Source organism: Rhizobium sp. C104 (assembly GCF_022354505.1).
GTDB lineage: Bacteria > Pseudomonadota > Alphaproteobacteria > Rhizobiales > Rhizobiaceae > Rhizobium > Rhizobium redzepovicii.
Map to the genome: position 1 here is coordinate 3,454,506 of NZ_CP092348.1, position 21,180 is coordinate 3,475,685.

General features: G+C 63.0%; 19 protein-coding genes and 3 pseudogenes. 20 read left to right on the plus strand and 2 right to left on the minus strand.

Features of this window, described 5'->3' with window-relative positions; translation table 11 throughout:
- Positions 1–96: 96 nt before the first annotated feature.
- A complete protein-coding gene (locus MF410_RS18340) occupies positions 97–1,929 on the minus strand; it encodes an extracellular solute-binding protein (RefSeq protein ID WP_239619930.1) in 1,833 nt (610 codons plus the stop codon).
- A 246-nt stretch (positions 1,930–2,175) separates the two neighbouring features.
- Here MF410_RS18340 and mepA point away from each other — a divergent pair, with 246 nt between their 5' ends.
- The 6 genes and pseudogenes from mepA to MF410_RS18370 all read left to right on the plus strand — a co-directional run bounded on the left by mepA (position 2,176) and on the right by MF410_RS18370 (position 8,189).
- Positions 2,176–3,252, plus strand: coding sequence for a penicillin-insensitive murein endopeptidase (gene mepA, locus MF410_RS18345; protein WP_239619932.1), 1,077 nt, complete (start codon positions 2,176–2,178; stop codon positions 3,250–3,252).
- 102 nt (positions 3,253–3,354) lie between these two features.
- A pseudogene (locus tag MF410_RS18350) lies at positions 3,355–3,736 on the plus strand (methylglyoxal synthase).
- A 17-nt stretch (positions 3,737–3,753) separates the two neighbouring features.
- The gene (locus tag MF410_RS18355; RefSeq protein WP_097628355.1) at positions 3,754–4,779 is read left to right on the plus strand and encodes a glucokinase; all 1,026 of its coding nucleotides are present in this window, start codon (positions 3,754–3,756) and stop codon (positions 4,777–4,779) included.
- 125 nt (positions 4,780–4,904) lie between these two features.
- On the plus strand, positions 4,905–6,692 hold the full coding sequence (locus tag MF410_RS18360) for an ABC transporter ATP-binding protein (RefSeq protein ID WP_097628356.1): 1,788 nt from the start codon (positions 4,905–4,907) through the stop codon (positions 6,690–6,692).
- Positions 6,693–6,707: 15 nt separating this feature from the next.
- On the plus strand, positions 6,708–7,532 hold the full coding sequence (dapB, locus tag MF410_RS18365) for a 4-hydroxy-tetrahydrodipicolinate reductase (RefSeq protein WP_097628357.1): 825 nt from the start codon (positions 6,708–6,710) through the stop codon (positions 7,530–7,532).
- A gap of 21 nt (positions 7,533–7,553) precedes the next feature.
- On the plus strand, positions 7,554–8,189 hold the full coding sequence (locus MF410_RS18370) for a 2,3-bisphosphoglycerate-dependent phosphoglycerate mutase (protein WP_097628358.1): 636 nt from the start codon (positions 7,554–7,556) through the stop codon (positions 8,187–8,189).
- 13 nt (positions 8,190–8,202) lie between these two features.
- Here the strand turns inward: MF410_RS18370 and phnF are convergent, their stop codons facing one another.
- Positions 8,203–8,940 carry a phosphonate metabolism transcriptional regulator PhnF gene (gene phnF / locus MF410_RS18375; protein WP_097628359.1) on the minus strand — a complete coding sequence of 246 codons (738 nt, stop codon included), beginning with the start codon at positions 8,938–8,940 and terminating at the stop codon, positions 8,203–8,205.
- A gap of 113 nt (positions 8,941–9,053) precedes the next feature.
- Between phnF and phnG the strand changes: the two genes are divergently transcribed.
- The 14 genes and pseudogenes from phnG to phnN all read left to right on the plus strand — a co-directional run bounded on the left by phnG (position 9,054) and on the right by phnN (position 21,169).
- Positions 9,054–9,530 carry a phosphonate C-P lyase system protein PhnG gene (gene phnG / locus MF410_RS18380; protein ID WP_097628360.1) on the plus strand — a complete coding sequence of 159 codons (477 nt, stop codon included), beginning with the start codon at positions 9,054–9,056 and terminating at the stop codon, positions 9,528–9,530.
- On the plus strand, positions 9,530–10,138 hold the full coding sequence (gene phnH, locus MF410_RS18385; RefSeq protein WP_097628361.1) for a phosphonate C-P lyase system protein PhnH: 609 nt from the start codon (positions 9,530–9,532) through the stop codon (positions 10,136–10,138). Before phnG ends, phnH begins: the two co-directional genes overlap by 1 nt.
- A gap of 4 nt (positions 10,139–10,142) precedes the next feature.
- Positions 10,143–11,249, plus strand: a complete 1,107-nt coding sequence (locus MF410_RS18390) for a carbon-phosphorus lyase complex subunit PhnI (protein WP_097628362.1) — start codon at positions 10,143–10,145, stop codon at positions 11,247–11,249.
- Positions 11,246–12,121 (plus strand): alpha-D-ribose 1-methylphosphonate 5-phosphate C-P-lyase PhnJ, encoded by an 876-nt coding sequence (locus MF410_RS18395; RefSeq protein ID WP_097628363.1) that lies wholly within the window; start codon positions 11,246–11,248, stop codon positions 12,119–12,121. Before MF410_RS18390 ends, MF410_RS18395 begins: the two co-directional genes overlap by 4 nt.
- On the plus strand, positions 12,118–12,894 hold the full coding sequence (gene phnK / locus MF410_RS18400; protein ID WP_097628364.1) for a phosphonate C-P lyase system protein PhnK: 777 nt from the start codon (positions 12,118–12,120) through the stop codon (positions 12,892–12,894). Before MF410_RS18395 ends, phnK begins: the two co-directional genes overlap by 4 nt.
- A gap of 37 nt (positions 12,895–12,931) precedes the next feature.
- Positions 12,932–13,639, plus strand: a complete 708-nt coding sequence (gene phnL / locus MF410_RS18405) for a phosphonate C-P lyase system protein PhnL (RefSeq protein WP_097628365.1) — start codon at positions 12,932–12,934, stop codon at positions 13,637–13,639.
- On the plus strand, positions 13,636–14,253 hold the full coding sequence (locus tag MF410_RS18410) for a DapH/DapD/GlmU-related protein (protein ID WP_097628366.1): 618 nt from the start codon (positions 13,636–13,638) through the stop codon (positions 14,251–14,253). The genes phnL and MF410_RS18410 overlap by 4 nt, the downstream gene beginning before the upstream one ends.
- A gap of 118 nt (positions 14,254–14,371) precedes the next feature.
- Positions 14,372–15,217 carry a phosphonate ABC transporter ATP-binding protein gene (phnC, locus tag MF410_RS18415; RefSeq protein WP_179867161.1) on the plus strand — a complete coding sequence of 282 codons (846 nt, stop codon included), beginning with the start codon at positions 14,372–14,374 and terminating at the stop codon, positions 15,215–15,217.
- Between the two features lie 87 nt (positions 15,218–15,304).
- A pseudogene (phnD, locus tag MF410_RS18420) lies at positions 15,305–16,211 on the plus strand (phosphonate ABC transporter substrate-binding protein).
- Positions 16,212–16,276: 65 nt separating this feature from the next.
- Complete coding sequence (gene phnE / locus MF410_RS18425) at positions 16,277–17,236, plus strand: phosphonate ABC transporter, permease protein PhnE (RefSeq protein ID WP_097628369.1); 960 nt, start codon at positions 16,277–16,279, stop codon at positions 17,234–17,236.
- Between the two features lie 7 nt (positions 17,237–17,243).
- Positions 17,244–18,587: a phosphonate ABC transporter, permease protein PhnE gene (gene phnE, locus MF410_RS18430; protein ID WP_239619935.1), complete on the plus strand. Its 1,344-nt coding sequence runs from the start codon at positions 17,244–17,246 to the stop codon at positions 18,585–18,587.
- Between the two features lie 142 nt (positions 18,588–18,729).
- Complete coding sequence (locus MF410_RS18435; RefSeq protein ID WP_097628371.1) at positions 18,730–19,425, plus strand: DUF1045 domain-containing protein; 696 nt, start codon at positions 18,730–18,732, stop codon at positions 19,423–19,425.
- A 13-nt stretch (positions 19,426–19,438) separates the two neighbouring features.
- Entirely contained in the window at positions 19,439–20,578 is a 1,140-nt protein-coding gene (locus MF410_RS18440; RefSeq protein ID WP_097628372.1) for an alpha-D-ribose 1-methylphosphonate 5-triphosphate diphosphatase, read from the plus strand.
- Positions 20,575–21,169 (plus strand): annotated as a pseudogene (phnN, locus tag MF410_RS18445) (phosphonate metabolism protein/1,5-bisphosphokinase (PRPP-forming) PhnN). The gene MF410_RS18440 and the pseudogene phnN overlap by 4 nt, the downstream one beginning before the upstream one ends.
- Positions 21,170–21,180 lie beyond the last annotated feature (11 nt).

The window sequence follows — 21,180 nt, forward strand, 5'->3', positions numbered from 1 at the left end:
CCGCTCAATCCGCCAGCCTTCCCTTGCCGGCGCTGCCGGCGTGTCGTGATTCGTTCGTGCCATTTGGAGCCCACGGCCCCTGCATTGCAAGCCCGCTCATTTTGCCGAGGCGGACCACCAGGCTTCCGGGAAACCCAGTCCATAGGTCGGGAAGTCGGTGGGGTGCGTAATCGTGTTCCAATAGGCGAGGTTATAGGTATCGCGATAGAACAGCGGGATGACGTAGTGGTTTGCCAGCAATACGCGATCCATTGCCTTGATCGCTGCGACCTGTTCCGCACGATTGGGTGCGAAGATGATCATGCGGATGAGCTCGTCGACCGCCGGATTGGCGATGCCTGCATAATTGTGGGAGCCCTGCTGGTCGACCGAACCCGACCCCCAATAATCTGCTTGCTCGTTGCCCGGGTTCATCGTCTCCGCCCAGACATTCCAGATCATGTCGTAATCGAAGCTGCGCTCGCGGTTGACGGCTTGCGAGGCGTCGACCGTGCGCACCCGCGCATCGATGCCGATTTTCTTGAGATTGTTGGCATAGGGCACCGCCCAGCGCTCCAATACGGGGCTCGACAACAGGATCTCGAAACTCATCGGCTGGCCGGTCTTGCTATTGACCATGCGATTGTTCTTGATCTCCCATCCGGCTTCTTTCAGCAATGCAATCGCCTTGCGGAGGTTGTCGCGGCTTTTCTGCGGATCGCCCCCAACCGGATTGGTGTAGGGCGTCGTGAAGACCTCAGGCGGAACTTTGTCCTTCATGGCCTGCAGTATTTCCAGTTCACGCCCCTGCGGCAGGCCGGAGGAGGCGAGTTCGGTGTTCCAGAAGTAGCTGTCGATGCGCTTGTAGCTGTTGAAGGCAACGGTCCGGTTCAGCTCCTCGAAATCGAGGCCGTAATTCAGCGCCTCACGGACCCGTTCATCCTTGAAGAGGTCACGCCGCATATTGGGCACGAGCGCTTGCAGGATGCCGGTGGAGCGCAGCGGATTTGCAACCTCTTCTTTCTTGACGCGTCCGTCCTTCACCGCGGGAAAATCATAACCCGTCGCCCAGCGGGACGCCGTTGTCTCCTGCCAATAGTCACTATTGCCGGCGCGAAAGGCTTCGAACTCGACATCCCGGTCGCCGAAATAGGTGTAAATGACGTTGCGGAAATTGTTCTGGCCGACATTCACATTGAGATCCTTGCCCCAATAATCGTCGCGCAGTTCATAACGGATCGTCGCGCCGGACGAAAAGGATGCGATCTTATAAGGCCCCGATCCCATCACAGGCTCGAGCGTCGTCTTTAAGATGTCGCGCGGCTTGCCGTCCGGCCCCTGCCCCTCCCACCAATGTTTCGGCACGATCACCAACTGGCCGAGAATATTCGGGAGCTCGCGATTGTTCTTTTCGTCGAAGGTGAAAGTGACGTCGCGGTCGCCCGTCTTTTCGGCCTTCACCACGTGGCGATAATAGTTCGCGGTGGCAGCGTTTAACTCCTTCGTCTTATCCAGACTGAAGATCACGTCGTCGGGCGTTATCGGCTGGCCATCCGCCCATTTCGCTTCCTTGCGGAGGCGAAAGGTCGCGCTTGAGACGTCATCCGGATAGGACAGGCCCTCAGCAAGCAGACCATAGGAAACAAGGAGCTCGTCATCGGTCGGCTTCATCAACGTGTCGTAGACGAGCGAGAGCCCTGCCGCTATCTGGCCTTTAGCAAGGATAGGATTGAAGGTGTCGAAGGCGCCGCTGGCAGAAAGGCGCAGGTCTCCGCCTTTTGGGGCATTGGGATTGACGTAGTCGAAATGCGCAAAGCCCGGCTTGTACTTCATCTCACTGATGACGGAACTGCCGATCCGAAACGGCTGGTCCTGACCCGTTGCCGTCATGGGCGCCAAGACGCCCGTCAGCGATACAAACAAACCGATCTTCGACCACAAAGCCGCCATTCACGCTTTCCCCTCATTATTGGTGGGTTCGACAATACGAAAAATACAGGCGAAAAACAGGTGAGAGTTTGGTTTTTGCCGGACTCGCGAAAATTTGAGCCGTTGGTGTCACCCCCTCGCAACTTGCGGTGCAACGCTGCGGCGATCCGTCACCGCCGCCGCCTATCCCCGCCAGCCAAAACATCGATTCACCAAAATCACTTTTCACGATAGATTCGAACGCAAATCACTTCTCAAGGAAACAGCATGGCTTTCGGCTTCGCTCAGGCTTTCAAGACATTCGGCAAACTGACGCTTGCCGGGGCAATCGGCGCGAGCCTTGCGGCCGGCGATGTCGGGGCCGAACAGAAGACGCCGAGCCCCGGCAGCGCCAAGGGCCAGTTCGGCGCCGTCGGCCTGCCGACTCAGGGACCGGCGCAGCCGATCGGGTTTTACGCCAAGGGCTGCATGACCGGTGCGGTGGCGCTGCCGGCCGACGGGCCGACCTGGGAGGCGATGCGGCTTTCGCGCAATCGACGCTGGGGCAACCCGGCGATGATTTCGCTGCTCGAACGTCTTTCACAGGATGGGGTCGAATATGCCGGCTGGCCGGGCCTTCTCGTCGGCGACATCGCGCAGCCGCGCGGCGGGCCGATGTTCAACGGTCATGCCTCGCACCAGATTGGCCTCGATGCCGACGTCTGGTTTACGCCGATGCCGGCGCGCCGCATGACGGCAAAGGAACGCGAGGACCTGCCCTTCACCACCATGCTGCAAAAGGACAAGTTCCTGACCGTCGACCCTAATGTGTGGACGCAATCGCGGGCGCGGCTGCTGATGCTGGCGGCAAGCTATCCCGAGGTCGAGCGCATCTTCGTCAACCCGGCGATCAAGAAGAAAATGTGCGACACCTGGACGGGCGACCGCACCAATCTCGGCAAGCTTCGGCCGGAATACGGTCATGACTCGCATTTCCACATCCGCATCAAATGCCCGGCCGGCGCTGCCGGATGCACGCCGCAGGCGCCTGTTGCCGCCGGCGACGGCTGCGACAAGTCGCTCGCCTGGTGGTTCACGCCTGCCCCCTGGGCCGCGCCAAAACCGCCAAAGCCCGGCGCCAAGCCGCCGAAACCGCCGCGTGAAATGATGGTTTCCGACCTGCCGAAAGCCTGTGCCGCCGTGCTCGATGCCGCGTCCGTTGCCTCGATGCAGGCCGCCACCTATGGCGGGCCCTCCGCCGCAAGCGCGCTGACTGCTGCTCCGGTAGCAGAGCCGGCCGCCGATCCCGATGAGGCACTGCCGGATGTCGGCCCGGTTCCGAACGACAAGCCAGCGATCCAATGAGAACGGCCGAGGCGGACGGAAAGGGGCGCTGTCTTTCAAATCGCAAACTCTTGGTATAGAAGCGGTCAAATCGATTGAATTGCTTGGGCGGAGATAGGATTCATGGCCGGCGGCAAATGCCTTGCATTGATTGCGCATGACCAGAAGAAAGACGACATGGCGGCGTTCGCCCGCGCCCACAGCGACATTCTTTCCCGCTGGAAGATCGTCGCCACCGGCACGACCGGCGGGCGCGTGCTCGTCGCAGTCTCCGGATCTCGATGTCACAAGATTGAAAAGCGGACCACTCGGCGGCGACCAGCAGATCGGCGCGCTGATTTCGACCGGCGAGGTCAGGGCCTTGATCTTCTTCGTCGACCCCTTGACGCCAATGCCGCACGATGTCGACGTCAAGGCGCTGATGCGGCTCGCCATCGTTTACGATATTCCGATGGCGCTCAATCACGCGACCGCTATAAAACTTCTTCCCACACTCGAAGCCTGATCAGCACGGAACCGGCCATGCCAAAACCGAACCACAGCACCGCTCCGCTGCCTTTCCCGATCCTGATCGGCGATATCGGCGGCACGAATGCCCGCTTCTCCATCCTGACCGATGCCTATGCCGAGCCGAAACAGTTTCCGAACGTGCGCACGGCGGATTTCGCCACGATCGACGCGGCGATCCAGCAGGGGGTGCTCGACAAGACCGCCGTGCAGCCGCGCTCGGCGATCCTTGCCGTCGCCGGCCCGATCAACGATGACGAGATCCCGCTGACCAATTGCGCCTGGGTGGTGCGGCCAAAGACGATGATCGAGGGCCTCGGTATGGAGGACGTGCTGGTCGTCAACGATTTCGAGGCGCAGGCGCTCGCAGTCGCCGCCCTTTCGGATGAGAACCGCGAACGCATCGGCGACGCCACTGGCGACATGATCGCGTCGCGCGTCGTGCTCGGACCCGGCACCGGGCTCGGCGTCGGCGGGCTGGTGCATGCCCAGCACAGCTGGATCCCGGTTCCCGGTGAAGGCGGCCATGTCGATCTCGGACCGCGCAGCAAGCGCGACTATCAAATCTTCCCGCATATCGAGACGATCGAAGGGCGCGTGTCGGCCGAGCAGATCCTTTGCGGGCGGGGCCTCGTCAACCTCTATCATGCCATCTGCGTGGTCGACGGCATCCAGCCGACCATGAAGGATCCCGCCGACATCACTTCGCACGCGCTTGCCGGCAGCGACAAGGCGGCGGTCGAGACCGTCTCGCTGTTTGCCACCTATCTCGGCCGGGTGGCGGGCGACATGGCGATGGTGTTCATGGCGCGCGGCGGCGTTTATCTATCCGGGGGCATCTCGCAGAAGATCCTGCCGGCGCTGAGGAGGCCGGAATTCCGCTTGGCCTTCGAGGACAAGGCGCCGCATACGGCGCTGCTTCGCACCATCCCGACCTATGTGGTGACGCATCCGCTGGCAGCGCTTGCCGGGCTTTCCTCCTACGCCCGCATGCCGGCGAATTTCGGCGTCTCGACGGAAGGCCGCCGCTGGCGGCGCTGAGCCCGGCGCGCGCGCCACCCGGGCGGGCGGCGCTCTAGCCAAACCAATCCCAACTCTTTATAGAGCCGGCAAAAGTACGCGTCGCACCCTGCGCCGCGTTTGGCGCGAGACAGGAAACCCGATATTTGGAAGCGGCGGAAAGCAGAACGCAGAGCGTCAGCAGCGATACCGTAACCGGCATCCTCAAGCGCATCATTGCTGAAAACGGCCGCGACCATCTCTGGGGCTATGTCTTTGCGATTGCCTGCCTGATCGTCGTGGCGCTTTCGACGGCGTTTACCGCCTGGATCATGCGGGCGATCATCGATGAGGCCTTCGCCAACCGGCGCGCCGATGTCGTCTGGATCATCTGTCTTTCGATCTTCATCGCCTTCGTGCTGCGCGGCTTTGCGAGCTACGGCCAGGCGGTGGCGCTGTCCAAGGTCGGCAACGACATCGTCGCGCGTTACCAGCGCCGACTCTATTCGCATCTGATGACGCTGTCAGTCGGCTTCTTCAGCGAGGCGCGCTCAGCCCATATCGCCGCGCAGGTGAGCCAAAACGTCAGCGGCATCCGCGACGTGCTCAACCTGACGATCACCTCGACGGTGCGCGACCTTTTGACCTTCGTGTCGCTGCTGGCGGTGATGATCCTCCAGGATCCGTTGCTCAGCCTTGCGGTGTTCATCATGGCTCCGCCGCTGCTTTATGCGCTGCGCTACGTTTCCAAGCGGCTGCGCTCGGCGACCCGCGAGGCGGTGCATTTGAACAGCCACGTTCTCGGCGCCATGCAGGAGACGATCCAGGGCATCGCCATCGTGAAAGCCTTCACGATGGAAGACGAGCTGGAACGCAAGGTCACCAAGCTCATCAAGGGTGCCGAAAACAGGGCGAACCGGATTGCCCGGCTTTCCGAACGCACCTCTCCGCTGACCGAGAGTTTCGCGGGTTTTGCCGTCGCCAGCGTGCTGGCCTATGCCGCCTACCGCTCGATCTACTACAATGTGCCGCCGGGCGCCTTCTTCTCCTTCGTCACGGCGCTGCTGCTTGCCTATGATCCGGCCCGCCGGCTTGCCCGACTGCAGGTGCAGATGGAGCGGGCCGTCGTCAATGCGCGAATGATCTACGAATTGCTCGACATGGAGCCGCGCCAACGCGACCTGCCGGATGCCCAGCCGCTGACGGTGACGCAAGCCCGGATCGAATTCCGCAATGTTTCCTTTGGCTACGGCAGTGAGAGCGTGCTGAGCGGTGTGAGCTTCATCGCCGAGGGCGGCGCGACCACGGCGCTGGTCGGTCCTTCAGGCGCCGGCAAATCCACGGTCATCAACCTCATTCCGCGCTTTTACGATCCGCGCGAGGGCGAGATCCTGATCGACGGGCAGGACATCGCCCACATCACCAAGAAATCACTGCGCCATCAGCTCGCTTATGTCTCGCAGCAGCCTTACCTGTTCGAGGGCACGATCCGCGACAATATCCGCTACGGCCGACCGGAAGCGACCGATGCCGACGTGGAAGACGCGGCTCGGCTTGCCTATGCGCATGACTTCATCGCAGCGCAGCCGCAGGGTTACGACACGCCGGTCGGCGAAAATGGCGTGACGCTTTCGGGCGGCCAGCGTCAGCGGCTGTCGATTGCGCGCGCGCTGGTGCGCAATGCGCCGATCCTGCTGCTCGACGAGGCGACCTCGGCGCTCGATACCGAATCCGAAGCGGCCGTGCAAAAGGCGCTCGACGAGGCAATGACCGGGCGCACCGTCGTCGTCATCGCTCACCGGCTTTCGACTGTGGTTCGCGCCGACAAGATCGTCGTCATGCAGCAGGGCCGCGTCGTCGAAGAAGGCAATCACGAGACGCTTGCGAAGGTCAGCGACGGTCTTTACGCTCGCCTCAACAATCTGCAGAGGCCTTCGGCCTCCGATTCAAACTGACCTGGTGAAACTGACATGAGCGATGCTGCGATGAAACTGGTGGTGGTTGGCGCAGCCGGGCGCATGGGGCAGACACTGATCCGGCTCATCCATTCCATCGAGGGCGCCACACTGCATGCGGCGGTCGAGCGCAGCGGTTCACCCTTTATCGGCAAGGATGCCGGCGAGATTGCCGGTCTCGGCCCGAGCGGCATCATCATCGGCGACGATCCGCTCCAGGCCTTCCTCGACGCCGAAGGTGTGCTCGACTTCACCTCGCCCGCCGCGACAGTAGAATTCTCGGGGCTGGCCGCGCAGGCCCGCATCGTCCATGTCGTCGGCACGACCGGCTGCTCGGACGACGACAATGCCAGGATCACTGCTGCGGCCCGCCATGCCCGCATCGTCAAGTCAGGCAATATGAGCCTCGGCGTCAATCTGCTCAGCGTGCTCGCCGAGCAGGCTGCGTGGGCGCTCGAACCCGATGACTGGGACATCGAAATCCTGGAAATGCACCATAAGCACAAGGTGGATGCGCCTTCCGGCACCGCCCTTCTGCTCGGCGAGGCCGCGGCCAAGGGGCGCAATATCGATCTCGCCTCGAAATCGGTCCGCGTACGCGACGGCCATACGGGCGCTCGGCAAGCCGGCACGATCGGTTTTGCGACGCTGCGCGGCGGCTCCGTCATCGGCGAGCATTCGGTGCTTTTCGCCGGCGAAGGCGAGATCGTCACCCTGTCGCACAGCGCTGCCGACCGATCGATTTTTGCGCGCGGCGCCATCAAGGCCGCACTCTGGGCGCGCGACAAGAAGCCGGGTCTCTATTCCATGCTCGACGTGCTCGGGCTTTCTTCCCAATAACGACATATCGGAGGCATATTCATGAGCGGAACCCTCGTCCTCGTTCGCCACGGCCAGAGTGACTGGAACCTGAAGAATCTCTTCACCGGCTGGAAGGATCCCGATCTGACGGCGCTCGGCATCGAGGAAGCCAATGCCGGCGGCGCCGCACTCGCAGAATACGGGATCAAGTTCGACGTCGCCTATACCTCGGTGCTGGTGCGCGCCCAGCACACGCTGAAGCTCATCCTCGACAAGGTCGGCCAGCCGGATCTCCCTACGATCCGCGACCAGGCGCTGAACGAGCGCGACTATGGCGACCTCTCCGGCCTCAACAAGGACGATGCCCGCGCCAAATGGGGCGAGGAACAGGTGCACATCTGGCGCCGTTCCTACGACGTGCCGCCGCCCGGCGGCGAAAGCCTGCGCGACACCGGCGCCCGCGTCTGGCCCTATTACCTTACCGAGATCCTACCGCGCGTGCTTCGGGGCGAGAAAGTGCTGGTCGCCGCCCACGGCAATTCGCTGCGTTCGCTGGTCATGGTGCTCGACAAGCTGACCAAGGAAGGCGTGCTTGCCCTCAATCTCGCAACCGGCGTTCCCATGGTCTACAAGCTGAAGGCGGATTCGACCGTGGCGTCAAAGGAAGTGCTCGGCGACATGTCCGGCGCGCACTGAATGCAATTTGCCCTCAGTTCTCAATCGTGAACTGCACTCGGTCGGCCGCAAAGCGGCTGATCGAATATTGCACCGGCAGACCGTCAAGATCGGTGTTCATCGCCTTGGCGATCAGCAGGATCGCGCCGGGCGTCAGCTCCAGATCGGCCAGATCGGCCGTGTTCGCATGGGAGGCCGTCACTTCGGTCGTCGCACGGACATAATCCGACAGGCCAAGATCGGCGAAGGCCTTGGTGATCGATTCGCGCTTGCGATAGGCCTCGCCGATCCCGGCGAAGCGTGCGGCGGGAAACCAGCTCGTCGCTTTTGACACCGGCCGCTTGTCCGCCTGACGCAATGTTTCCAGACGGATCACCTGCTCCCCCTGCTTCAGACCCAGCCAGCGGGCGACCTCGGCGCTTGCTTCCTCCTGCACCTCATCGAGCAGTAGGCTGCGCATCTCGCGCGCCTGATCGCCGATGCCTGACGTGAAGCGGGTGCGCCGGGTGATCGGAAAATTCAGCCGCTCCTTGCGCTCGATCAGCGTGCCGCGACCTTGTACCGCGCGCACGATCCCCTCCTGCGCCAATGCCGCCAGGGCGCTGCGCACCGTGTGGCGGTTGACGCCGAATTGCAGTGCCAGGACCGTTTCCGGCGGCACCATTCCCGTTTCGTCATAGGTACCGTTGCCGATCGTCTCGCGAATCCGGTCAGCGATCTGACGCCAGAGCGCCACGCCGGTCTGCCTTTGCACTTGCTTCAATCCCGCCATTCGTTCCCGCCATTTCCCGCGCCCGATGTCACACGCTTGTCACGACATCGATTTAGGACTAAGTATAGCTTGTATGGTTGTCTATATCAATAGACATTTAAAGGGAAGCGGCGATGATATCGGCGGACAGGACAGACGCTGCGTCACAGACGGCATCCGGGCGCAAACGCGCCGCCGATCTGCTGGCGCGCGCGGAACGCAGCGAACTCTCGGCAGTCTGGGATGCGTTGCCGCAAAAGCCTGCGGCGCATCCGGTGCGCGGACCGGAGACGGGGCTGGTGATGGTGCGCGGCCGCATCGGCGGCGGCGGCGCTCCCTTCAATCTCGGCGAAGTGACGGTGACCCGGGCCACGGTCCGGCTCGACTCCGGCTCGGTCGGTCATGCTCAGGCGCTCGGCACCGATCGCGAGAAGGCCCGGCTGGCAGCGATCTTCGATGCGCTGTGGCAGGACGAGGCGACGCAGGATTTCGTCGAACAGGCATTGCTTCTGCCGATCACTGAGCGGCTCGCCACGGCCGAACGCCGCAAGGCGGAGGAGACGGCGGCCACCCGCGTCGACTTCTTCACCATGGTCAGGGGAGACAACTGATGGGCCCGAAGACAGAAGCCTTGACCGGCGGCTTTGCCGACCCGGTCTTCCACGCCCAAAGTGTCTTCAAGATGCTGATGGACGGCATGGCCCGCCCCGGCATGATCCAGACCGTCCAGCCCGAGGCCGCGCCGCCGGCCCCCCTTGGCAGTGCCGCTGGCGCGATCGCGCTCACACTTTGCGACCACGACACACCAGTCTGGCTTTCCCAGGGGCTTGCGAAATCGGCCGTGCCGGAGTGGCTCGGTTTCCACACCGGCGCGCCGCTGACCACGGAGAAGGCCGAGGCACGCTTCGCCTTCACGGAAGCCGGTACCACGCTTTGCCCCTTCAGCCTCTTCGCCTCAGGCACGCAGGAATATCCCGACCGTTCGACGACGCTCGTGATCGAACTTTCCGCACTCGAGGGTGGGCGCAGGCTGGCGCTGATGGGTCCCGGGATTCAGAGTGTGACGGAAATCGCGCCTGTCGGCCTGCAGGAGACTTTCCTGCGGCTCTGGACCGAAAACCGCGGGCTCTTCCCGCGCGGCATCGACATCGTGCTGACATCGGGCAATCGCTTACTCTGCCTGCCGCGCACCACCAAGATCACAGCAATGGAGATCTGAGCTCATGTATGTTGCCGTCAAAGGTGGCGAGGCCGCCATCGCCAATGCCCACCGCCTGCTGGCAGACCGCCGTCGCGGCGACCGTTCGCTGCCGGCGATCGGCATCGACCAGATCGTGGCGCAGCTGGCGCTCGCCGTCGACCGGGTGATGGCCGAGGCCTCGCTTTTCGACCGCACGCTAGCCGCACTCGCCGTTCGCCAGTCGCGCGGCGATATGATCGAGGCGATCTTCCTGCTGCGCGCCTATCGCACGACGCTGCCGCGCTTCGGCTATTCCAGGCCGCTCGACACGGCTGATATGACGATCGAACGGCGGATCTCGGCGACCTACAAGGATCTGCCGGGCGGCCAGCTTCTCGGGCCCACTTTCGATTATACCCACCGCCTGCTCGATCCCTCGCTGCTTGAGGACGAAACGGTCGAGGCGCCTGCCCAGCGCGCCGCCGAAACCGGCCGCGTCATGCGGGTCTCCGAGATCCTCGGCGAGGAAGGCCTGATCGAGGCCGACGGCGACATGCCCGAAGATCACGAGATCGGCGACCTGACCCGCGAGCCGATGGAATTCCCGATGACCCGCGACCTGCGCCTGCAGGCACTGGCCCGCGGCGACGAAGGCTTCCTGCTGGCGCTCGGTTATTCCACCCAGCGCGGCTATGGCCGCAATCACCCCTTCACCGGGGAAATTCGCATCGGCGAGGTCGAGGTGGAATTCGACGTGCCGGAACTCGGCTTCGCCGTCTCGCTCGGCGTGATCCAGGTCACCGAATGCCAGATGGTCAACCAGTTCAAGGGCTCCGCCAAGGCGCCGCCGCAGTTTACCCGCGGCTACGGCCTGGTCTTCGGCCAGAGCGAGCGCAAGGCGATGGCGATGTCGCTGGTCGATCGCGCGCTTCGCGCCGAAGAGCTCGGCGAGGATATCACCGCGCCGGCGCAGGACGAGGAATTCGTCATCTCCCATTCCGACAACGTCCAGGCGACCGGCTTCGTCGAGCACCTGAAGCTCCCGCATTATGTGGACTTCCAGGCCGAACTCGATCTCGTCCGCCGCATGCGCCGCGAATTCGAAGCCGCCCGCAGCAGCGGCGAAGACATGAAGGAAGCCGCCGAATGAGCGATCTGGCCAGCTACAACTTCGCCTATCTCGACGAACAGACCAAGCGGATGATCCGCCGCGCCATCCTGAAGGCGATCGCCATTCCGGGCTATCAGGTTCCTTTCGCCTCGCGTGAAATGCCCATGCCCTATGGCTGGGGCACCGGCGGCGTGCAGGTGACGGCCTCGATCATCGGGCCCGACGACGTGCTGAAGGTCATCGACCAGGGCGCCGACGACACGACCAATGCCGTTTCCATCCGCGCCTTTTTCCAGAAGGTCGCCAATGTCGCGGTGACGACGCATACCAAGGATGCGACGATCATCCAGACGCGCCACCGCATTCCCGAAGAAAAGCTCGGGGTCGGGCAGGTGCTCGTCTACCAGGTGCCGATCCCCGAGCCGCTCCGCTTCCTCGAGCCGCGTGAGACCGAGACGCGCAAGATGCACGCGCTCGAAGAATACGGTCTCATGCATGTGAAGCTCTACGAGGATATCGCCCATAACGGCCGCATCTCGCGGACTTACGCCTATCCGGTGAAGGTCCACGGCCGCTATGTCATGGACCCGTCGCCGACGCCGAAATTCGACAATCCGAAGATGCACATGTCGGAGGCGCTGCAGCTCTTCGGCGCCGGCCGCGAGAAGCGCATCTATGCGGTTCCGCCCTATACCGACGTCGTCAGCCTGGATTTCGAGGACTATCCCTTCGATATCCAGCGTTTCGATAAACCCTGCGCCCTCTGCGGTGCCGAGGATGTCTATCTCGACGAAGTGGTTCTCGACGACAAGGGCGGGCGGATGTTCGTCTGCTCCGACACCGATCATTGCGAAGACCGCCGCGCGCACGGACATGCCGGCGAGATGCTGGCCCGGGAGGCTGCAGAATGAGCGATATCCCGCTTCTCAAAGTCCATGACGTTTCGAAATTCTACGGCAGCCGCATCGGCTGCCGCGATGTCTCCTTCGATCTCTGGCCGGGCGAAGTGCTGGCCATCGTCGGCGAGTCCGGCTCCGGCAAGACGACGCTGCTGAATTGCCTCTCCACCCGGCTGCTGCCGACCACCGGCAGCGTCGAATATCACATGCGCGACGGCAGCTACCGCGATCTCTACCGCATGAACGAAGCCGAGCGGCGTTTCCTGATGCGCACCGACTGGGGCTTCGTGCACCAGAATCCGGCTGACGGCCTGCGCATGGCGGTGTCGGCGGGCGCCAACGTCGGCGAACGGCTGATGGCGATCGGCGACCGGCACTACGGCAAGATCCGCGCCTCGGCGATCGACTGGCTGGAACGTGTCGAGATCGATGCCGACCGCATCGACGACCAGCCGCGCGCCTTTTCCGGCGGCATGCGCCAGCGCCTGCAGATCGCCCGCAATCTCGTCACCGGCCCGCGCCTCGTCTTCATGGACGAACCCACCGGCGGCCTCGACGTCTCGGTGCAAGCGCGCCTGCTCGATCTGGTGCGCGGCCTCGTTAACGATCTCGGGCTCTCGGCGATCGTCGTCACCCACGATCTCGCCGTCGCCCGCCTGCTCTCGCACCGGATGATGGTGATGAAAGACGGCTACGTCATCGAACACGGGCTCACCGACCGGGTGCTCGACGATCCGCGCGAACCCTACACGCAGCTGCTGGTCTCCTCGATCCTGCAGGTCTGAGCGCCACTGCAGGTCAAAAACCAGGAAAGAAGACATCATGCCAACGCCCCTCGTCGTTTCCGAAGTCTCGAAAAGCTTCACCATGCATCTGCGCGACGGCATCCGGCTGCCCGTCGTTTCCAATGTCGCCTTCTCGGTCGCCTCAGGCGAATGCGTCGTGCTCGGCGGCCCATCGGGCGTCGGCAAGAGCTCGCTGCTGAAGATGATCTACGGCAATTATGCTGTCGACACCGGCCAGATCCTCATTCGTCACGACGGACGCATCGTCGATCTCGCCGCCGCCGATCCGCGCACCGTGCTCCACGTGCGGCGCCATACGCTCGGTTACGTCAGCCAGTTCCTGCGTACCGTGCCTCGCGTCGCGGCGATCGACGTGGTCGCCGAACCGCTGGTGGCGCGCGGCGAGGACGCCGGCACGGCGCGGGAAAAGGCCGGCGCCCTGCTTGCCAGGCTCAACCTGCCGGAAGCGCTCTGGCAGCTTCCGCCCGCCACTTTCTCCGGCGGCGAACAGCAGCGTGTCAACATCGCCCGCGGCTTCATCACCGAACACAGAATCCTGCTCCTCGACGAACCCACCGCCTCGCTCGACGCCCGGAACCGTGCCGTCGTCGTCGGCATGATCGAGGAAAAGAAGCAGGCGGGCGTCGCCCTTCTCGGCATCTTCCACGACGGGGAAGTACGCGAGGCGGTCGCCGACCGCATTCTCGACGTTCAGCTCTTCTCTCCCGGAAAGATCGCCGCATGAACCGCAAGCTGGGTATCGAGCCCTCTATCCATGAGACAGCCTCCGTCAGCGAGTCCAGCTTCGGACGCTATACGGAGGTTTCCGAACGCTGCCGCATCAGCGAGGCGACCTTCGGCGACTATTCCTACATCATGCAGGACGGCTCCGTCTGGTGCGCGACGATCGGCAAGTTCGTCAATATCGCCGCCGCCGTGCGCATCAATGCCACCAATCATCCGACCTGGCGGGCGACGCTGCATCATTTCACCTACCGCGCCGCCGATTACTGGCCGGACGGCGACATGGAGGAGGACTTCTTCGCCTGGCGGCGCGCAAACCGCGTGACGGTCGGGAATGACGTCTGGATCGGCCATGGGGCGACCCTCCTGCCGGGCGTCACCGTCGGCAACGGCGCGGTGATCGGCGCCGGCGCCGTCGTCTCGAAGGACGTGGCGGCCTACTCGATCGTCGGCGGCGTGCCGGCTAAATTGATCCGCGAGCGCTTTCCGAAAGCGGTCGGCGAGCGTATGGACAGGCTTGGCTGGTGGGACTGGGACCATGACCTTCTGCGCCAGGCGTTGCAGGATTTTCGCAACCTGAGCGCGGAAGATTTTCTAGCGAGATACGGTGGATAAACCTCCGATATAGGCACGGAGAATTGTGACACGAACTACACAAATATGACATGCGAGGTTCATCAAGCGGGACTAATGCGATCCTGACCAAAGGACTGGATCGCAAGGGAAGAGCATGATGTTCGAGCTCAAGAATGTCACACGCCGTTTCGGAAAAAAGCTCGCCGTCGATTCCGTCACGCTCGCCATCCCGCAGGGCCAGATGGTCGGCATCATCGGCCGCTCCGGCGCCGGCAAGTCGACGCTGCTGCGGATGATCAACCGGCTGCAGGAGCCGAGCTCCGGCTCCATTCATTTCGCCGGCGTCGAGGTTTCCGGGCTTCGCGGCGGGGCGCTGCGCAACTGGCAGCGCGACTGCGCAATGATCTTCCAGCAGTTCAACCTGGTGCCACGCCTGGATGTCCTCACCAATGTCATGCTCGGCCGCCTTAACCACCGCTCGACGCTTCTCAGCCTCCTCAACATCTTCACCCGCGAGGAACGTGTGCATGCGATCGCAGCGCTCGAACGCCTCGGCATCGAGCAGACGGCGTTGCAGCCAGCCGGCACGCTGTCCGGCGGCCAGCAGCAGCGCGTGGCGATCGCGCGGGCGCTGATGCAGAACCCGAAGATGGTTCTTGCCGACGAGCCGATTGCCTCGCTCGATCCGCTGAATGCCAAGATCGTCATGGATGCGCTGCGCGATATCAACGAGCGCGAGGGCATCACCGTCATCACCAACCTTCATACGCTCGATACCGCCCGCAACTATTGTGAGCGCATCGTCGGCATGGCCGGCGGCTGTGTCGTCTTCGACGGCAAGGGCTCGGAACTGACCGCCGAGGCGGTGAAGGCGATCTACGGGACGGACAGGGATGGTGCCGGCATCGACGAAACGATGACCTCGACATCCATCAATCCGGCTACCGAGCGGGCAGACAATCAATCCGCCGGCACCCAACCGCTGGCGCTGGCCGGCCTCTGAGCGAGGCGGCCGCGATCGAACGCCCGCGTCAAGGGCACACTTCTTCGTAACGGAAGACCGGGGGCACCGGTCAATAGGAGAGACGACATGTTGAAGAAAGCACTCTTTGCGGCAACGGCGCTCTTCGCGCTCGCCGGCGCTGCCCATGCAGCCGATCTCAAGGAATTCCGCATCGGCATTCTCGGCGGCGAAAACGAAACCGACCGCTTGCGCAACTATACCTGCCTTGCCGACCACCTGAAGCAGGAATTCGGCTTCGAGAAGGTGTCGCTGTTCCCCGCCGCCGATTATGACGGCGTTATCCAGGGCCTGCTCGGCGGCACGCTCGACTTCGCCGAACTCGGCGCTTCCGGCTACGCAGCCGTCTCGATCAAGGATCCGAAGGCCGTTACGCCGATCCTGACGACGCAGCAGAAGGACGGCTCGACCGGCTACTACTCGATCGGACTGGCGCTCAAGTCCTCCGGCATCAAGACCATCCAGGACGCCAAGGGCAAGAAGCTCGGCTACGCCGATCCGGAACTCCACCTCGGGCTATCTCGTGCCGCTGACCCAGATCCCGAAGGACACGGGCATGCCGAACGACAAGTTCTTCGCCTCGACCCAGTTCAACGGCGGCCATGAGAACAACCTTCTCGCCGCTTACGACGGCAAGGTCGACGTCGCCGTCGACGATTCCTCGGGCATCGGCGAATTCAAGGACGGCTACACCTCCGGCACCTTCCGCAAGGAAGTCGACAAGGGCGCCGTCGATCCGAACAAGCTGGTCGAAGTCTGGCGCTCGCCGCTGATCCCGAACGGGCCGCTCGTCGTTCGCAACGCGCTCGGCCAGGACTGGCAGACGAAGCTCGCAGCCTTCTTCACGGCTCTGCCTGAGAAGGATCACAAGTGCTTCGCAGCTGTCGAAGGCGGCGACTACAAGGGTTACGTCCCGGTCAAGCACGACTTCTACAATGCCGTCGTCGAAGTCCGTAAGGCTGCCATCGGCGGCTGATCGGCTTTTGGAATGCGGGGCGGCCGGAAACGGCCGCCTTTTATGTTTGATCGGGCGAGGCGTCCATGACTGTTGCCGATACACAGCCGCATATGCAGAGCACCAGGGAGATCCGCACCGCCTGGGAGCGGATGGTCGCCAGGCGCCGCTTCTACACCATCCTCGGCCTGGTTATTCTGATTGCGGCTTTCGCAAGCTCCGTTCGCTTCGCCGACGAGAGCAATGCCGGCCATTTCTTCGACCGCCTGCCGCATCTTTTCGATTTCTTGAGCTGGCTCATCCCTAAGGATTGGAACGACGTCTGGCGCGCGCTGTTCGACATTGCGAGCGCAAACGACAAGGGCGGCGAAGAATTCAATTTCGACAAGGGCCGCGTCTACGTCTGGGGCGCCTTCTATATCCCTGAATATTTCGAACTGATGATCGTGACGATCAACGTGGCGCTGATTTCGACGATCGTCGCCTTCATCTTTGCCGTTCCCTTGAGCTTCTTTGCCGCGCGCAACCTGACGAGTTCATGGCCGCTGCGCATCTTCACCAAGCGCCTGATGGAATTCCTGCGCGCCTTCCCCGAGATCGTCATCGCCGGCCTGTTTTCGGCGATCCTGTCGATCGGGCCGGTCGCCGCCATCATCGCCATAACCCTGCACACGATCGGCGCGCTCGGCAAACTCTTCTACGAGGTGGCCGAAAATATCGACATGAAGCCGCATGAGGGCATGAAAGCCGTCGGCGCCAACTGGTGGGAGCGGGTGCGCTTCGCCGCCGTGCCGCAGGTGCTGCCGAATTTCACCTCCTATGCGCTCTTACGCCTCGAGATCAACGTGCGTGCCTCGACCATTATCGGCGCCGTCGGCGGCGGCGGCATCGGCGAGGAGCTGAAGCTTTCGATCTCGCGTGGTTTCGGCGCCAAGACGATGGCGCTCGTTTTGATGCTGTTCGTGACGATCGTCGCCGTCGACCAATTCTCCGCATGGCTGCGCCGCCGCCTCGTCGGCGAGCACGCCTTCCTCCTGCAACATTGAGGCCGCCATGACGGTGATCGACGCCAACCGCATGCACGAAATCGAAGCGCGCTATCCGGAATATTTCCACCGCTCGTTCCGCCAGCGTTTCGGCGGGCTGATGATCCTAATCGCGACGCTGCTCTACAGTCTCTATGCCGTCTGGTTCTTCGACCTGCCCAAGCTTTTCGCCGAAGCCCATTGGGAACGCGTCGGCATTTATCTCAGCCAATGGGTGAGCTACGACGTTCAGCCGGAATTCCGCATCGAGGACGACGGCTCGATCGACATCCGCTATCCGCGCTTCTCGCCGCTCGGCGACAATCCGCATCCGGACTGGCTGGTCAACAATCCCGACGGCAGCATCACCGTGTCGATCAGCGGCACCAGCCGTACGGTCACCGTTTCGAAGAGCCAGACGGTCGTCACCGCCCACGGCATCACCGTTCCGGTCGATGTTTCGAGCGGTGCGCCTGAGGTGGTCGGACCAGTGCCCGGCTGGATGACCGTCTATAACGACAATGTGCTTGCCGATCTCGGATTTGCCGGCAATGTCAGCATCTCAGTCGACCGAGTGAAGATCCGCAAACGTTTCATCGGCTGGGCAAATTTCATCTTCGACACGCAGTCGTCCTTCTTCGACAAGCCGCTCGGCGAGGTCGTCGGCCTCATCGTCTCCGGGCCGCGCATCAAGCCCGACCAGTCCAACCTGTCGCTCGCCTTCGACGACATCTGGAACAACAGCGAATGGCAGCATGGCGACGTCTGGACCAAACTTTTCCAGACGATCGTCATGGCATTCCTCGGAACGCTGCTGGGGTCGCTCGCCGCTTTCCCGCTCGCCTTCCTGGCGGCACGCAACATCACGCCGAACCGGCTCCTCAATCAGATCCTCAAGCGTTTCTTCGACTTCCTTCGTTCGGTCGACATGCTGATCTGGGCGCTGTTCCTGACACGCGCCTTCGGGCCCGGCCCGCTTGCCGGCAGCGGCGCGATCTTCCTCACCGAGACCGGCACACTCGGCAAGCTCTATTCCGAAGGGCTGGAGAATATCGACAACAAGCAGCGGGAAGGCATCAAATCGACCGGCGCTCAAACCGTGCTGGTCCATCGTTACGGCATTATGCCGCAGATCGTTCCCGTCATCGTCAGCCAGACGCTCTACCAATGGGAATCGAACGTGCGTGGCGCGACGATTATCGGCGCCGTCGGCGCCGGCGGCATTGGTCTCAAACTCTGGGAGGCGATGCGCACCAACGCCAACTGGGAAAACGTCGCCTACATGGTCATCCTGATCCTGATCGTCGCCTTCCTTTTCGACGCCGCCTCGAACGCGCTGCGCCACCGGCTGATGGGCACGAAAACCCACTGATCCATCGGCTGGAAAGGCCGTGGCGGCGCTGCCGCCATCATCATTCTGTCACGGAAATCTTTTAGCCGGGAGCCTGCTTGCGGTTCGCCGCCAAATCACTGCACATTGCGCTCCCCGTTCGACGATCCCCAGGATAAAAGCCTTGCGCTACGCTCTCTATTTTTCGCCGCCGAAGGATGATCCCCTGACCGGCGCGGCCTCGCTCTGGCTCGGCCGCGATGCTTTCAGTGACGAGACCTATCCTGCACCGGAGCATGAGCGGCTCGGTGCGGCAGAGCAGTTCGAGCTGACTGCCGATCCGCGCCGCTACGGCTTTCACGCGACGATCAAGGCGCCGTTTTCGCTCGCCGCTTCGGTCACCGAGAGGGATCTTATGGCCGTCGTCGAGGAGTTTGCCGCGCGCACTGAAGCCTTCGAGATTCCCAAGCTGGTGCTCGGCCAGCTCGGCCGTTTTTTTGCCCTCGTTCCCGGTTCTGTTCATCAACCGCTTCAGGATTTCGCCGCGAAGGTGGTAAGATCCTTCGAACCGTTCCGCGCAGCGCTTACCGAGGCCGATATGGCGCGGCGCAACCCGGAGAAGCTCAGCGACAGCCAGCGCGCCAATCTGCAGCGCTGGGGTTATCCTTATGTGATGGAGGATTTCGGCTTCCACATGACGCTCACCGGCCAGGTGCCCGAGCCACGCGCCTCGGTGATGAAAACCATTCTGACCGAGCGTTTTGCCGATTTCACCGGCCGGCCGCTTACGATTTCCGGCCTCGCCGTCTTCACCGAGGAGACGCGCGGCGCCCCGTTCAAAGTTCATTCCTGGCTGCCGCTTTCCGGCGCCAAAAGCTGAAAGACCCGACGAGATGAGCAAAGAGACCGTGTTTTCCAACGCCCGCATCGTTCTCGAGGATAACATCCTCGCAGGCTCGATCCTCATTCGCGACGGCAAGATCGCCGACATTTCCGAAGGAAGCTCGGTAGCCGGCGAAGATTTCGAAGGCGACTATGTCATTCCCGGCCTCGTCGAGCTGCATACCGACCATCTCGAAGGCCATTATCAGCCGCGTCCCGGCATCCGTTGGAACAAGACAGCCGCGGTCCAGGCGCATGACGCCCAGATCGTCACATCGGGCATCACCACGGTGTTTGACTGCCTGCGCATGGGTGCGGATGAGGACGGCGGCTTCGAACATGGCGAGATGCGGGAAATGGCCGACGCCATCCAGTCGGCGGAAAAGGAAGGCCGGCTGCGCGCCGAGCATCTCCTCCACCTGCGCTGCGAGGTCTCGGCCGACAATGTGCTCGAACATTTCGGCGATTTCGAAAACGATCCTCATGTGCGGCTCGTTTCGCTGATGGACCATGCGCCCGGCCAGCGGCAGTTCCAGACGATGGACCAGTATATCTTCTACTACCAGAAGAAGCGGGGCCTGAGCGACGAGGTCTTCGCCCGTTTCGTCGCCAAGCGCCAGGCCGAATCGGCGCGAAATTCGACGCCGCACCGCAATGCCATCGCCAAGGTCTGTGCCGAACGCGGCATCACGGTCGCCAGCCATGACGATGCGACGCTGTCGCATGTCGGCGAGGCGATCGACAACGGCGTGCGGCTTGCCGAATTCCCGACCAGCTTCGACGCCGCCCGCGCCTCGCACGAACACGGCATGAGTGTGCTGATGGGTGCGCCGAACATCGTGCGCGGCAAATCCCATTCCGGCAATATCGCCGCCCGCGACCTCGCCGAGATGGGCGTGCTCGACGTGCTGTCCTCCGATTACGTGCCGCTCAGCCTGCTGCATGCGCCCTTCATCCTCGCCGATGAAGTCGAGAGCATTACCCTGCCGAAGGCAATCGCCATGGTGACGTCGACGCCGGCGCGCACCGTCAGTCTCAACGACCGCGGCCGGATCGCCACCGGGCTGCGCGCCGATCTCGTCCGCGTCCACCGTTCGCATGGCGTGCCGGTGACACGCTCCGTCTGGCGCCAGGGACGCCGTGTCGCATGAGCCCGTACGAACCCCATCCAGGAGCCGGAGCCGAACGCGGCATCATGGTCGTCGTCGTCGGGCCGAGCGGCGCCGGCAAGGACACGCTGATGAACCTTGCCGCCCGGCATTTCGCCGGCCGCGCCGACATTCATTTCACCCGCCGCGTCATCACCCGGCACCGCGACGCAGGCGGCGAAGACCATCTTTCCGTCTCCCTCCAGGGGTTTGCCGCCATGGAGCAGTCGGGCTCCTTCGCCGTTTGGTGGGAGGCCCATGGCTTGAAATACGGTATTCCAGCCGAGGTCTCGGTGGCATTGTCGCGCGGCCATGTCGTCGTCGCCAATGGTTCACGCTCGGCGCTTCACCGTTTCCAGTCCGCTTTCCCGCGGCTCAAGGTGATCAACGTCACCGCTCGCCCGGAAGTGCTCGCCAGCCGGCTGGAGGCGCGCGGGCGCGAGACGCATGAGGATATCATGGCGGAGACTCGCCCGCGGGCCGCTGACGGTGCGCGGCGACTATGACGTGGCGGAGCTCGACAATAGCGGCTCGCTCGAAGAGGCCAAGCAGAAGATGGTCACGATCCTCGATGGGCTGCTCGCCGAGGTATGACCGCAATTGAG

What these genes read in the sequence shown, in the direction of transcription:
- MF410_RS18340 (WP_239619930.1), bottom strand. Translation starts at nt 1,929, where the DNA reads ATGGCGGCTTTGTGGTCGAAGATCGGTTTGTTTGTATCGCTGACGGGC.
- mepA (WP_239619932.1), top strand. Translation starts at nt 2,176, where the DNA reads ATGGCTTTCGGCTTCGCTCAGGCTTTCAAGACATTCGGCAAACTGACG.
- MF410_RS18355 (WP_097628355.1), top strand. Translation starts at nt 3,754, where the DNA reads ATGCCAAAACCGAACCACAGCACCGCTCCGCTGCCTTTCCCGATCCTG.
- dapB (WP_097628357.1), top strand. Translation starts at nt 6,708, where the DNA reads ATGAGCGATGCTGCGATGAAACTGGTGGTGGTTGGCGCAGCCGGGCGC.
- MF410_RS18370 (WP_097628358.1), top strand. Translation starts at nt 7,554, where the DNA reads ATGAGCGGAACCCTCGTCCTCGTTCGCCACGGCCAGAGTGACTGGAAC.
- phnF (WP_097628359.1), bottom strand. Translation starts at nt 8,940, where the DNA reads ATGGCGGGATTGAAGCAAGTGCAAAGGCAGACCGGCGTGGCGCTCTGG.
- phnG (WP_097628360.1), top strand. Translation starts at nt 9,054, where the DNA reads ATGATATCGGCGGACAGGACAGACGCTGCGTCACAGACGGCATCCGGG.
- phnH (WP_097628361.1), top strand. Translation starts at nt 9,530, where the DNA reads ATGGGCCCGAAGACAGAAGCCTTGACCGGCGGCTTTGCCGACCCGGTC.
- MF410_RS18390 (WP_097628362.1), top strand. Translation starts at nt 10,143, where the DNA reads ATGTATGTTGCCGTCAAAGGTGGCGAGGCCGCCATCGCCAATGCCCAC.
- MF410_RS18395 (WP_097628363.1), top strand. Translation starts at nt 11,246, where the DNA reads ATGAGCGATCTGGCCAGCTACAACTTCGCCTATCTCGACGAACAGACC.
- phnK (WP_097628364.1), top strand. Translation starts at nt 12,118, where the DNA reads ATGAGCGATATCCCGCTTCTCAAAGTCCATGACGTTTCGAAATTCTAC.
- phnL (WP_097628365.1), top strand. Translation starts at nt 12,932, where the DNA reads ATGCCAACGCCCCTCGTCGTTTCCGAAGTCTCGAAAAGCTTCACCATG.
- MF410_RS18410 (WP_097628366.1), top strand. Translation starts at nt 13,636, where the DNA reads ATGAACCGCAAGCTGGGTATCGAGCCCTCTATCCATGAGACAGCCTCC.
- phnC (WP_179867161.1), top strand. Translation starts at nt 14,372, where the DNA reads ATGTTCGAGCTCAAGAATGTCACACGCCGTTTCGGAAAAAAGCTCGCC.
- phnE (WP_097628369.1), top strand. Translation starts at nt 16,277, where the DNA reads ATGACTGTTGCCGATACACAGCCGCATATGCAGAGCACCAGGGAGATC.
- phnE (WP_239619935.1), top strand. Translation starts at nt 17,244, where the DNA reads ATGACGGTGATCGACGCCAACCGCATGCACGAAATCGAAGCGCGCTAT.
- MF410_RS18440 (WP_097628372.1), top strand. Translation starts at nt 19,439, where the DNA reads ATGAGCAAAGAGACCGTGTTTTCCAACGCCCGCATCGTTCTCGAGGAT.